The organism is Streptomyces sp. NPDC085931 (genome assembly GCF_044540565.1).
Lineage (GTDB): Bacteria > Actinomycetota > Actinomycetes > Streptomycetales > Streptomycetaceae > Streptomyces.
Genome location: NZ_JBITSK010000001.1, coordinates 425,954 through 438,605 on the forward strand (window position 1 = coordinate 425,954; position 12,652 = coordinate 438,605).

At 74.9% G+C, this 12,652-nt stretch carries 10 protein-coding genes; 3 read left to right on the forward strand and 7 right to left on the reverse strand.

Features of this window, described 5'->3' with window-relative positions; genetic code table 11:
- Window positions 1-105: 105 nt before the first annotated feature.
- Entirely contained in the window at window positions 106-1,146 is a 1,041-nt protein-coding gene (locus ACIGAN_RS01795; RefSeq protein WP_365088093.1) for a DUF2637 domain-containing protein, read from the forward strand.
- A 57-nt stretch (window positions 1,147-1,203) separates the two neighbouring features.
- Here the strand turns inward: ACIGAN_RS01795 and ACIGAN_RS01800 are convergent, their stop codons facing one another.
- Both ACIGAN_RS01800 and ACIGAN_RS01805 read right to left on the reverse strand, forming a co-directional pair.
- Complete coding sequence (locus tag ACIGAN_RS01800) at window positions 1,204-1,695, reverse strand: ATP-binding protein (protein WP_365088094.1); 492 nt, start codon at window positions 1,693-1,695, stop codon at window positions 1,204-1,206.
- Window positions 1,696-2,123: 428 nt separating this feature from the next.
- Window positions 2,124-2,747, reverse strand: a complete 624-nt coding sequence (locus tag ACIGAN_RS01805) for a hypothetical protein (protein WP_365088095.1) — start codon at window positions 2,745-2,747, stop codon at window positions 2,124-2,126.
- A gap of 249 nt (window positions 2,748-2,996) precedes the next feature.
- Here ACIGAN_RS01805 and ACIGAN_RS01810 point away from each other — a divergent pair, with 249 nt between their 5' ends.
- Window positions 2,997-4,811 (forward strand): helix-turn-helix transcriptional regulator, encoded by a 1,815-nt coding sequence (locus ACIGAN_RS01810; RefSeq protein WP_399854433.1) that lies wholly within the window; start codon window positions 2,997-2,999, stop codon window positions 4,809-4,811.
- 6 nt (window positions 4,812-4,817) lie between these two features.
- On the opposite strand, the gene ACIGAN_RS01815 is transcribed toward ACIGAN_RS01810, so the two are convergent.
- Both ACIGAN_RS01815 and ACIGAN_RS01820 read right to left on the reverse strand, forming a co-directional pair.
- Complete coding sequence (locus ACIGAN_RS01815) at window positions 4,818-6,560, reverse strand: pyruvate dehydrogenase (RefSeq protein WP_399854434.1); 1,743 nt, start codon at window positions 6,558-6,560, stop codon at window positions 4,818-4,820.
- Between the two features lie 66 nt (window positions 6,561-6,626).
- Window positions 6,627-7,670 (reverse strand): protein phosphatase 2C domain-containing protein, encoded by a 1,044-nt coding sequence (locus ACIGAN_RS01820; protein ID WP_399854435.1) that lies wholly within the window; start codon window positions 7,668-7,670, stop codon window positions 6,627-6,629.
- A 1,299-nt stretch (window positions 7,671-8,969) separates the two neighbouring features.
- Here ACIGAN_RS01820 and ACIGAN_RS01825 point away from each other — a divergent pair.
- Window positions 8,970-9,452 carry a DUF456 domain-containing protein gene (locus ACIGAN_RS01825; protein WP_399854436.1) on the forward strand — a complete coding sequence of 161 codons (483 nt, stop codon included), beginning with the start codon at window positions 8,970-8,972 and terminating at the stop codon, window positions 9,450-9,452.
- Here ACIGAN_RS01825 and ACIGAN_RS01830 read toward each other — a convergent pair.
- From ACIGAN_RS01830 to rsgA, 3 genes are all read right to left on the reverse strand, one after another.
- Complete coding sequence (locus ACIGAN_RS01830) at window positions 9,400-10,032, reverse strand: methylated-DNA--[protein]-cysteine S-methyltransferase (RefSeq protein ID WP_399854437.1); 633 nt, start codon at window positions 10,030-10,032, stop codon at window positions 9,400-9,402. The two genes, ACIGAN_RS01825 and ACIGAN_RS01830, sit on opposite strands and share 53 nt — an antisense overlap.
- Entirely contained in the window at window positions 10,029-11,438 is a 1,410-nt protein-coding gene (locus ACIGAN_RS01835; protein ID WP_399854438.1) for a DNA-3-methyladenine glycosylase 2 family protein, read from the reverse strand. Before ACIGAN_RS01835 ends, ACIGAN_RS01830 begins: the two co-directional genes overlap by 4 nt.
- A gap of 99 nt (window positions 11,439-11,537) precedes the next feature.
- Window positions 11,538-12,644 (reverse strand): ribosome small subunit-dependent GTPase A, encoded by a 1,107-nt coding sequence (gene rsgA, locus ACIGAN_RS01840; protein ID WP_399854439.1) that lies wholly within the window; start codon window positions 12,642-12,644, stop codon window positions 11,538-11,540.
- Window positions 12,645-12,652: the final 8 nt, after the last annotated feature.

Genomic DNA, 12,652 nt, shown 5'->3' on the forward strand with positions numbered 1-12,652 from the left:
TTGCACTTCCTTGGCGGCCTCTTGCCCCGAAACCCCCTGAGGGCCGGTGGGATTGGGCCACTATGGCGGGCGTTACGCCCTATCCCCATGCAAGGGACCACCCACATGAGACTGACCGACATATCGCTGAACTGGCTGCTTCCGGGCGCCGTGCTTCTCCTGGGCATGCTGGCGGCGGTGGCGGTGCTCGCGCGCGGCAAGCGCTCCTCGGTCAAGGACACGAGCGCGGACGATTCCTGGGAGCGCAGCGAGGAACGCCGCAGACGCAAGGAAGCGATCTACGGCACCGTTTCCTACGTCCTGCTGTTCTGCTGCGCGGCCGTCGCCGCCGCGCTCTCCTTCCACGGCCTGGTCGGCTTCGGCGAGCAGAACCTCGGCCTGACCGGCGGCTGGCAGTACCTCGTCCCGTTCGGCCTGGACGGCGCGGCGATGTTCTGCTCCGTGCTCGCCGTGCGCGAGGCCAGCCACGGTGACGCGGCGCTCGGCTCGCGGATACTGGTCTGGACGTTCGCGCTGGCCGCCGCCTGGTTCAACTGGGTGCACGCGCCCCGGGGTGTCGGCCACGACGGCGCCCCTCACTTCTTCGCCGGCATGTCCCTCTCCGCGGCGGTGCTGTTCGACCGCGCGCTGAAGCAGACCCGCCGGGCCGCCCTGCGCGAACAGGGCCTGGTGCCGCGCCCGTTGCCGCAGATCCGTATCGTGCGCTGGCTGCGGGCCCCCCGGGAGACCTACAAGGCCTGGTCGCTGATGCTGCTGGAGGGTGTGCGCAGCCTCGACGAGGCGGTCGACGAGGTGCGCGAGGACAAGCGCAGGAAGGACGCCGAGCGGCAGCGGCGCCGCGACCAGCAGCGCGTGGAGCGCGCCCAGTTGAAGGCGATCAGCCGCGGTCACCGGGGCCACCTCGGCCGCGGCGGCGGCCGGCAGCTGGACGTCCAGGTGGAGCGCGGCTCCTCGCAGGTCACCGCGGAGCCTGCCATATCCGGGCCGGAGCAACTGCCCGTCCGCTCGCGTCCCTCCCTGCAGCCCGTCCGCAAAGGGACTGACCCCGTGACCGTCGACCTCACCGCGGAGGACGACACCATGGCGCTGCCGCGACTGGACTCCCTGGAGCGCAAGCTCAAGGACCTGGAGCAGCAGTTCGGCTAGCCGAGCCGCACCGGTACGGCGAGGGGGCGTGGCCTGCGGGCCGCGCCCCTTCGGCTGTCACGCCGCCCCGGCCTCCAGCTCGAACCAGACGGCCTTGCCCACGCCGTGCGGGCGGACGCCCCAGGAGTCCGCGAGGGTCTCCACCAGGAACAGGCCCCTGCCGCCGGTGCCGTCGTCGGCGACCGGCATCCGCGGCCGGGGCCTGCGGGCGACGAAGTCCCGCACCTCCACGTGCAGTCCGCGGGGTCCGACGGTGGCCGTCAGGACCGCGTCGTGATCGGTGTGCACGATCGCGTTGGTGACGAGCTCGCTGGTGAGCAGCTCCGCCACGTCGGAGAGGTCCGAACAGCCCGGCCTTCCCCACTGCCCGAGCAGTTCCCGCAGGGCCCTGCGGGCCTCCGGCACGGCTCGCAGATCCGACCTGCCCAGTCTGCGCCTCAGTTGAGGCGCCGGCGCCTGCTCGGTGACGTCGTCGGTCCCGTCCTCCACCGTCTTCGCCGAGAAGGCCCCGACCGCTGTGGGACCGCCTCCTCGTGCCTGCCTCTCCATGACCCCCGCCCGCGTGCCGATGTCGGTTCCCCTCCTGCTCGAACACGTTCACGGGGATCCATGCCCCATCGGGCACGCGCCAGTCATGGCGGGTCGTCGACGACCAGGTGTTCGGCCACGTACGGGCCGCCGCGGACCCGGGTGAGGGGCCGTCGGGCACCGCTGTGGAGAGGGACAGGGGGACAGGAGGGTAGCCGGTTCCGGGCCCCGCGCGGATCCTGACCGCCGGAGATCGGACGATGGGCCGAGAGCCGGCTGCCGATCCGTGCGTACCCGGCGGGGCGACGGCGCGTCCGGGCCAGGTGCGCGCCGCCCGGGTGAAGTTGGCCGAAGTACGACGGTTTCCCGGGGGCACCGACCGGTACGGGGCCGTCCTCCCCACCCCCGTGGCGGGAGGACGGCCCCGGTCCCTTCCCGGTGCCGGCCGGTCAGTACAGCTTGTTGACGGCGGTCGTCGTCGTCTTCTTGAAGGCGGCCACGGGGGCGTCGTCGAAGTCGCCCAGCTGCGCCCACCGCACGACGGTGACGGTCCTGCCGTCCCGGCCCACGGACATCAGGGAGATGTCGTTGGCGCCCCAGGAGGTCTCGGTGTGCAGACCGCGGACGCGGGCGCCCTCCTCGACCGGCAGCTTGCCGTAGTCGCGGCCCTCGGCCTCGACGTCCGGGTCGGCCTTCTCGATGCGGTCGGCGCAGGTGCGGATCAGGTCGTCGTAGTGCCTCGCCAGGGCCTTGGCCAGGGCGGGCGTGTCCGCCACGACGGTCAGCTGCACGGCGCCGGTGTCCAGGTCGGTCCGGAACTGGCGGTGGCGGTAGTCGTAGGAGGGCACGCCCTCGGTGCTCACGCAGAAGCCGAGTTCCTCCGGGAAGCCCTCGGTGACCGGCCCGGCGGTCCAGGACGACGACGGGTGCGGCGGGAGCTGGGACGCGGACAGGAACGTGGGCGCGGTGGTCTTCGGCGCGGCGCCGGCGGCCGGTGCCGTGAGGACCGTGCCGGCCGTGAGGGCGGCGGTGGTGAGGGCGGTGAGCGCGGCGGCTCGAATGCGCATGGACATGGGTGTCCCCCCGTGAAGCGGTGCGTGGATGTGATGGGTCGCCGTGACGGCCCGTCGGTCGGCCGGGCCTGGCCGGTGGCGACACCAGAAGCATCAGCGGTCACAGCGGGCGGGCGCAACAGCCGGCGCCCGATCCAGCGGGGTGGAACCATCCCAGCCCCTCTGACGTGCAGGTACATGGGTGCCTGGGATGCCGTCCCGGGCCGGTTCGCAGGTACGGACGGGGGCACGGTGGCGGCAGGGGGCGACGTGAACGGCGTGGAGGGCGTAGAAGGCGTGGAGGGCGGTGACGACGTCGCTCAGTTCGCGGCGTCGCTGCGGGCGCTGAAGGAGCGCACGGACCGCAGCTACGGTTCGCTGGCCCGCCGCCTGGCGATGAACACCTCGACGCTGCACCGCTATTGCGCGGGCGAGGCGGTGCCCCTCGACTTCGCGCCCGTGGAGCGGTTCGCCGCGCTGTGCGGGGCATCGCCCGACGAACGCCTGGACCTCCACCGCCGCTGGCTCCTCGCGGTGGCGGCCCGCCGACGCCCACGCGGCACGGCGACGGACGGCGTGGCGGATGGCCCGGGCGGTATGGCAGAGGGGGTGGGCGCGGCGCAAGACGCGGACGCGGCGCAGGAGGGGCGCACGCCGCTCCCCGCGGTCCCCCCGCGGGACCCACGCGCGGCGCAGGCCGCCGGCACGACACAGAACACGAGCGCGCCCCAGGCCCCGGGCGCCCCGCAACACACGGGTGCGGTGGGCGACTCGGGTACCGGGCAGGACGACGGCGCGGCACGGGACGGGGGTGCCTCGCAGGATGAACACGCAGCTCAGACCTCGGGCGCCCCGCAAGACGAGCACGCAGCTCGGACCTCGGGCGGCACGGAGGACGAGCACGCGGCGGGGGACGCGGGTGCCCTGCAAGACGCCCGCGCGGCACGGGACGCGGGTGGCACGCAGGACGAGCGCGCGGCGGGGGACGCGGGTGCCTCGCAGGGCGAGCGCGCGGCGCAGAGCTCGGGTGCGGCGCCAGGTGCGTGCGTGGGGCCGGGTACGGGCGGCTCGCCGGGCGCCCGCTCCGGCCAAGACTCAGGCGTGGCTGTCCGTCTGGGTGAGGCACCGGGCGGTGGAGAGCTGCTCGCTCGTCGTCCCTGGTACCGCCGCAGGCGGCTCGCGGTCGGGGTGGCCGCCGCCTGCGTCGCGCTCGCGGGCCTCGGGAGTCTGGCCGCGCTGCCCGACGGGCGGCGCGCGGAGGCCGGCGACCGCGCCCGTGAGGCCGGTCCGGTGTCCCCCGGGGCGACGAAGTCCCCGGCACCCGAGCGGCGCGGCGCCTCGCCGACGCCGAGCACCTCTCCCACGCCCGGGCGGTCGTCGCCCTCCGCCGGGCCGAAGGCGAAGGGCAAGCCCGTGCCCGCCCCCTCCGGCCCCACCACCGCTCCGCCCAGGAGCGGCTCCGATCCGGCCGCACCCCTCACCTGGTCCGCCGACTCCCAGGCGTGGAAGCTCGGCTGTGGTCACGACTACGTGGTGACCAGGCCGCCGGACCAGGTCCCGCCGCCCCCGGTCCCGCAGGACGCCGGTGCGTGGGCGGCGTCGGAGAACGCGGTGCACGGCGGTGAGACGCTGGTGCGGCTGTCCGTGCAGGGGCGGAGCGACACGGCCGTCGTGCTGGAAGCCCTGCGCGTGCGCGTGGTCGGGCGGGCCGACCCCGTCCAGGGCAACGCCTACGCCATGGACCAGGGCTGCGGCGGTTCGCTCACCCCGCGCTCCTTCGACGTGGACCTGGACAAGGACCGCCCCATCGCCCGCGCGGTCGCCGGGAACGACGCGGGTACGCCGATCCCGGCGGTGAGCATGCCCTACCGGGTCTCGGCGCGGGACCCGGAGGTGCTGCTGGTCAACGCACGGACGCAGGGCTGCGACTGCCGCTGGTACCTGGAGCTGGACTGGTCCTCCCAGGGCCGCAGCGGCACGGTCCGCGTCGACGACGGCGGCCGCCCGTTCCGCACCAGTGGCATCGCGGGCCTGCCCCGCTACCTGTACGACACCTCGGCCCGCGCGTGGGCGCCCTACCGCTGACCGCCCTTACGGCCGGGGCACGTTGCGCAGGTTGGAGCGGGCCATCTGGAGCATCCGGCCGACCCCGCCGTCCAGCACGATCTTCGACGCGGACAGGGCGAACCCGGTCACCATCTCGGCCTTGATCTTCGGCGGGATGGACAGCGCGTTGGGGTCGGTGACGACGTCGACGAGGGCCGGGCCCTTGTGCTTGAAGGCGTCCTTCAGGGCCCCGGCGAGGTCCTTGGGCTTCTCCACGCGCACGCCGTAGGCGCCGCAGGCGCGGGCGACGGCCGCGAAGTCGGGGTTCTTGTTGGCCGTGCCGTGCGAGGGCAGCCCGGCGACCAGCATCTCCAACTCGGCCATGCCGAGCGAAGAGTTGTTGAACAGGACGACCTTGACCGGCAGGTCGTACTGCACCAGCGTCAGGAAGTCGCCCATCAGCATGGAGAAGCCGCCGTCGCCGGACATCGACACGACCTGCCGTTTGCGGTCGGTGAACTGCGCCCCGATCGCCATGGGCAGGGCGTTGGCCATCGAGCCGTGGGAGAACGAACCGATGACGCGGCGGCGGCCGTTGGGCGAGATGTAGCGGGCGGCCCAGACGTTGCACATGCCGGTGTCGACAGTGAACACGGCGTCGTCGGCGGCGACTTCGTCGAGCACGGACGCCACGTACTCGGGGTGGATGGGCGTGTGCTTCTCGACCTTGCGGGTGTACGCCTTCACCACGCCTTCCAGCGCGTCGGCGTGCTTCTTCAGCATCTTGTCGAGGAAGCGGCGGTTCTTCTTCTCCTTCACCCGCGGGATCAGGCAGCACAGCGTCTCCCGCACGTCGCCCCACACCGCGAGGTCCAGCTTGGAGCGGCGGCCCAGGTGCTCCGGCCGGATGTCGACCTGGACGATCTTCACGTCGTCGGGGAGGAACGCGTTGTACGGGAAGTCGGTGCCGAGCAGGATCAGCAGGTCGCACTCGTGCGTGGCCTCGTAGGCGGCGCCGTAGCCGAGCAGTCCGCTCATGCCGACGTCGAAGGGGTTGTCGTACTGGATCCACTCCTTGCCGCGCAGGGCGTGTCCGACCGGGGACTTGATCTTCGCGGCGAACTCCATGACCTCCGCGTGCGCGCCGGCCGTGCCGCTGCCGCAGAAGAGGGTGACCTTGCCGGCCTCGTCGATCATCTCGACGAGCCGCTCGATCTCGGCGTCGCCGGGGCGGACCGTGGGCCGGGAGGTGACGAGGGCGGTCTGCGCGGCCTGCTCCGGGGCGGGCAGGTCGGCGATGTCACCGGGCAGCGTCACGACACTGACGCCGCTGCGGCCGACGGCGTTCTGGATGGCGGTCTGCAGCAGCCGCGGCATCTGCTGCGGGCTGGAGATCATCTCGCTGTAGTGGCTGCACTCGGCGAACAGCCGGTCGGGGTGGGTCTCCTGGAAGTAGCCGAGGCCGATCTCGCTGGAGGGGATGTGCGAGGCGAGGGCGAGGACCGGGGCCATGGAGCGGTGGGCGTCGTAGAGGCCGTTGATGAGGTGCAGGTTGCCGGGGCCGCAGGAGCCGGCGCAGGCGGCGAGATTGCCGGTGACCTGGGCCTCGGCACTGGCGGCGAAGGCGGCGGTCTCCTCGTGCCGGACGTGGATCCAGTCGATGGCGGAGTTGCGGCGGACGGCGTCGACGATCGGGTTGAGACTGTCGCCGACGACGCCGTAGAGGCGTTTCACTCCGGCGCGGGTGAGGATGTCGACGAACTGTTCCGCGACGTTCTGTTTGGCCATGGTTCTCGTCTGCCCCTTCGGTCTCCTGGGATCCCTCCGGGTTCCATCAAGTCACAGGGCGGGCGCTCACGCCTCCCACACGGCCGCAGCCGTACGGTCGTCGGCATAACCCTTGACCCGTACTTGGGAGTCGGCGAGGAAGGCGGCGAGGCCGGGCGGCTCGGGCCGGGACCACCGCTCGGCGAGGTACTCGCCGAGTTCGGGCTCGCCGCGCAGGGGCTCGGCGAGCCCGTCGCTGCACATCAGGAGCGTGTCACCCGGGCGGGCGACGGAGGTGCGGAAGCGGAAGGGTTCGCGGGGCGGTTCCGGGGCGGGTTCGTACGGGCTGGGCGGGGTCGGGATGCCCAGGTCCATGGTGAGCCGGTCGCCCTGGGGGGTCTCGGAGGGCGGCGATCCGTAGCCCACGACCGCTTCGCCCCTGACGTCGGTGACCTGCGGTTCGATGTCCTGCCACTCCCCCTCCCGCAGCCGGAACAGTCCGCCCGGGCCGACGCCGAAGAACACGCGCGTCCGGCACTCGGGGTCGGCGGGCAGCAGCAGGCAACGCAGGCTGGCCGCGTACTCCTCGGGACCGACGCCCTGTTCGGAGGCGCTGGCGCGGAGTTTGCCCAGGCTGCGGTCGGTGAGCCGGTGCAGTCCCGACTTGAGGTCGCCGCGCCGGCCGCCCCTTATGTCGTCCACGAGGCGCGCGTGGCTGCGTCCGACGGCCCGGCCGATCCAGTGGCAGGCCTCGGCGGCGGCCCGGTGCGCTCCGGGTGCCGTCCGGGCCCCGGTCGCCATGGCCACGAGCAGCAGCGCGTGCTCGCCGGTGCCGAACCGTGCGGTGAGCAGGGAGTCGCGCCGCGGCTCTCCCCGGTACCGCGCGGAGTCCCCGCGCACGGACGCGGCGCGCAGGGTGCAGACGCCGTAGCGGGCGCCGTCCAGCACGGTGTCCGCGACCAGGCCGGCGAGATCGTCCGGGTCGGCGGGCGGGAGGGCGGTGGGTTCGGCGTCGTAGGTGGGCGGCCGCGACCCGACGTGCCCCCGGGCCCGGGGGACGGACTCGGGCGGCTCGATGCGCGGACCGGGTTCCCCGGGTGCGGCGCCGAACCCGGCGGGCGGCGGGGGCAACGGCCCGGCACCGGACTCCGCGGGCGGTGCGGCTGGCGCGGGCGGTGCAGGGGGCACGGGAGGCGCCGGCGGTGCCTCCGGGGCGTTCCGGGCGCCGGGGGCGCTCGGGGCCGCGGGTTCCGGCCCGGCGGAGGGCCCCCATGACGCGGCCGGCCGACCGGCGGCTTCCGGAGGCGTGGGCGGCGGGTCGGCGGGCGCCGGCGGGGCGAGCCAGTCGGCGACGGTCGGAGAACCGGCGTCCCCCGACCGCCCGGCCACCCCGGGGGACGAGCCCCCACCGGCCGCCGACGCGGACCCGGGCCCGGGAGGGGCGGCGGGCGGTGGCGGGGCGGCGGGTGGCGGGGCGGCGGGTGGCGGAGGCGAGGACGGCTGCGCGGCGGGTGGCGGGGGTGGGGACGGCTGCGCGGCGGGTGGCGGAGGCGGGGATGGTTGTGCGGCGGGGAATGCCGTGTCGCGGGCCTCGCGGGGGTCCTCGGGACGCACATCGCCCCCGGCACGCGAGGGTCCGGGACCAGCGGCTCCCCACGGGCTCCCGGCCGGCGAGGATCCGGAACCACCGGCTTCCCACCGGCTCCCGGCCGGCGAGGATCCGGAACCACCGGCTTCCCGCGGGTCCTCGCCCGGCGCCCGGGAGACGTCACCCCCCTCTGACCCGGGCCCATCGGCCCCGGCGGGCGAGGTCTCCGGGCCCGCAGGGCGTGGTGGCGCGGGCGGGTTGCGGTGCGTGGGGAGCGGGGGGCGGGCTGCCGTCGGGAAGGTGACGGGGCCCGCGGCCCGGGCGGGCGGCGGTTCCCACGGGGCCCGTTGCGGGGGACCGGCCGCGGGGCGCGCGGGGCCCGGCGCGTCGTCCGCTCCGGACCGGGGCGCCGGAACCGTCGGCTCCGCGTCGGCGGACCGCCCCGTCGGCGCCGGTTCCGCGCCGGCCGGCGAGGTCTCCCCCGGGCCGCCCACCGTCCCCGCCGCCGACGCGAAGCGGTCGTCCAGGGAATCGGGGGCCGGTGCGGGGCCCGTGTCGCCGGTGGAGTCGTCGTACAACTGCCCCCACCAGTCGTCCTCGTGACCGGTGGGCCTTCCCCCCTGCTGGCTCATGCCGGTAATTGTCCACCGCGCGAGCGGGATGAAAACGGGGCTTGTGGAAAAATCCGGCCCGCCGGTCCGCCGTACCCGGCGCGCCGAGTGAGCCGTAGAACGGCCATGCGATACCGGCGCCCGGCGGCCCGTGGACGGCTGACCTGCGGGTCTGGCCCGCGGCCACGCCGCTGACCTGCGCCTTCCGCCGGGTTCCGGCAGTCTGGTCAGATGGGAGTGTGGGACCTCCTGCTGGTCGGGCTGGTCATCCTGCTCGGCCTGTGCGGAGTACTCGTACCCGCGGTGCCGGGGTCGCTGCTCGTGTGGGCCGCGGTCCTGTGGTGGGCGCTGAAGGACCCGCAGCCCGTCGCCTGGTGGGTGCTGGTCTCCGCCACGGTCCTGATGCTCGTCTCCCAGGCCGTGCGCTGGGCGCTGCCGCCGAGGCGGCTGCGGGCGAACCGCACCGGCCGCCGCATGCTGGCCTGCGCGGGAGCCGGCTCCACCGTCGGCTTCGTCGTGCTCCCCGTCCTCGGCGCGATCCCCGGCTTCCTGGCCGGTGTCTACCTCTTCGAACGGGTCCGGCTGGGCCGTCGCGCCGAGGCGGTGTCCGCCCTGCGCACCGTGATGCGCTCGGGCGGCTTGGGGATCCTGGCCGAGCTGTTCACCTGCCAGCTGATCGCGGCGGCGTGGCTGGGCGCGGTCCTGTGGGGCTGAGGCGGTCGCGCGGCGGGGGTCGGAGCACCCCTTCGTGCGTCAGCAGCCGCACCTTGCGGTCCAGGCCGCCCGCATAGCCGGTCAGCGTGCCGTCGGCCCCGATCACACGGTGGCAGGGGCGGATCACGAGCAGCGGATTCGCGCCGATCGCGCCGCCGACGGCCCGCACGGCCGCCCGGGGCGCCCCGATCCGCCGGGCGATCTCCCCGTAACTGACGGTCGAGCCGTAGGGGATGTCGTCCAGCGCGGCCCACACCCGCTCCCGGAAGGGGGTGCCCTCGGCACGCCACGCCAGCCGGAACTCCGTCAGTTCCCCGGCGAAGTAGGCGGCCAGCTGCTCCTGCGCCGCGCGGAAGGGCCCCGGGTCCCGCCGCCAGTCGTCTCGGACCATGCGTCCGCCCTTCTGCCCGGGCACGGACAGCGAGGTCAGCTCGCCGGTCGGGGCGGCGGTGAGCAGCAGCGGCCCGACGGGGCTGGGCACGCTCGTCCAGTAGGTCGGCTCGGTCGGCCGGGTCGGCCGGGTCGGCCGGGTCGGCCGGGTCGGCCGGGTCGGCTCGGTCGGCTGGGTCGGCTGGTTCATCGAAGCTCCCACTCCCCTGCTGCGCGCAGGTGGTTCAGGGCGTACGAGCGCCAGGGGCGCCACGTGTCGGGGATGTCGAGGCCGGGCGGGGCGGCGTCCGGGTCGCCGAGGGCACGGGTGCGGATCTCGGCCACCGTACGGGCGTCCAGTCCGGGCAGGGCCAGCAGGGCGACCTGCGCGTCGTCCCGGTCGGCGCCCGGGTCGAGGCGCACGGCCCCGTCGGCGAGGGCCGCGGTGAGCGCCCCGAGGGCGCCGCCGGGCTCGGCCTCCGCGAGGACGGCGGGCTCGGGGAAGAGGTGGGTGAGGCTGCCGCAGGGGGCGTCCAGGGCCTTGCCGTAGCGGCGTACCAGGCGTTCGGCCTCGCCGCGGCCGACCAGCGCGCGCACCGCCAGTTCGTCCGGGTCGGCGGTGCCGGGCGAGCGCAGGCCGGGGCGGGCGCGGACCAGGGGCGCCAGTCGCGGGTCGGCGCCGAGGCGCTCGTCGACGGCGTAGGGGTCGGCGTCCAGGTCGAACAGCCGCCGCAGCCGCTGCACGGCGGTGGTCAGGTCGCGGGGGTCGGTGAGGTGCAGCCGGGCGTCGAGCCAGCCGCCGGGGTGGGCGCCGGAGCCGGCGGTGCCGGGGCGTTCGCCGACGGCGACGATGCCGGTGCCGTAGGGGAGGCGGAGGGTGCGCCGGTACGTGCGGGCTCCGGGTGGGCCGCTCACCTCCTCGATGCCGGGCACGGCCTCGCTTTCCAGCAGGTCGAAGAGGGGTCCGGCCTGGTAGGGGCCGCGGTGGGCGAGCCGCAGCGGGATTCCGGCGCCGGGGGTGGCGGTGCGGCGGGTACGGCCGCCTCGCGGTGCGGCGGCGCGCAACCGGCTCGGGGTGGACGCGTAGATCGCGCGCATCGTGTCGTTGAACTGCCGCACGCTGGCGAAGCCGGAGGCGAACGCGATCTCGGTGATCGGCAGGTCGGTGGTCTGCACCAGCAGGCGCGCGGTGTGGGCCCGCTGGGCCCGGGCCAGGGCGACCGGCCCGGCGCCCAGCTCGGCGGTGAGCTGCCGCTGCACCTGCCGTGCGCTGTAGCCGAGCCGTGCCGCGAGCCCGGCGACGCCCTCCCGGTCCACGACGCCGTCGGCGATCAGCCGCACGGCCCGGCCCACCACGTCCGCGCGGACGTTCCACTCCGCGGAGCCGGGCACCGCGTCCGGGCGGCACCGCCGGCAGGCCCGGAATCCCGAGCCCTGCGCGGCGGCGGCGGTGGGGAAGAACCGTACGTTGGCCCGCTTCGGGGTGACCGCGGGGCAGCTGGGACGGCAGTAGATGCCGGTCGTCTCGACGGCGAAGAAGAACACGCCGTCGAAACGGGCGTCGCGGCTGCGTACGGCCTCGTACCTGGTGTCCTCGTCCGTCCACTGGTCGTTCACGGGTCCAGTCTGCGCCGTCGGCCGGGGGTGCCGCTGGCGGAAATCGGACACCGCGGTCGGACGCCCGCCCCGGTTCGGGGCGGTACGCCGTCCGCGCGGTCAGGAACGCCGCTGCGGTCCCCGCTTGGCCTCCATCGCCGCCTTGCCGATCGCCCCCTTCCGCTTCCAGTCCTTGCGGATCTCCGCCCGCAGGCGGGCGTCCGTCTTGGCGACGATGCGCTGGTTCTCGCGCAGCAGCTTGCGGTAGCTGTGCAGCCGCCGCTCCGGCAGGTCACCGGAGTCCACGGCGGCCAGCACGGCGCACCCGGGCTCGGCCTCGTGGGCGCAGTCGTGGAAGCGGCAGCGCTCGGCCAGGTCCTCGATCTCGGAGAACACCTGCCCGACGCCGGTCCCGGCGTCCCACAGGCCCACGCCCCGCAGTCCGGGCGTGTCGATGAGGACGCCCCCGCCGGGCAGGGCGAGCAGGTTGCGGGTGGTGGTGGTGTGGCGGCCCTTGCCGTCGACGTCCCGGGTGGCCTGGACGTCCATGACGTCCTCGCCGAGGAGGGCGTTGGCGAGGGTGGACTTGCCCGCGCCGGACTGGCCCAGCAGGACGGACGTACCGCCGCAGACGAGGGCCGCGACGACGTCGAGTCCGTCCCCGTCCCGTGCGCTGACGGGCACCACCGGCACGCCGGGCGCGCTGGTCTCCACGTCCTGGACGAGGTGGGAGCGGGTGACGGCGTCGGGCACGAGGTCGGCCTTGGTGAGCACGACGACGGGCTGGGCCCCGGACTCCCAGGCCAGGGCAAGGAACCGCTCGATGCGGCCGAGGTCGAGCTCGACGGCGAGGGACACGGCGACGACGGCGTGGTCGACGTTGGCCGCGAGGATCTGTCCCTCGGACCGCTTGGAGGAGGTGGAGCGGACGAACGCGGTGCGGCGGGGCAGGTACGTGCGGACGTAGCGCGGGTTGCCGCCGGGTTCGACGGCGACCCAGTCACCGGTGCAGACGACCCGCAGCGGGTCGTGCGGGGTGACGAACGCGGTGTCGGCGCGCAGCACTCCGTCGGCGGTGACGACGTCGCACTGCCCGCGGTCGACGCGGATGACGCGTCCGGGCAGCAGCCCTTCGGCGGCGTAGGGGGCGAACTCGTCCGCCCAGGCGTCGTCCCAGCCGTAGGGAGCGAGCGCGGTGGAGACGGAAGAGGCGGAGCTGGAAGTCAAGGGTGACC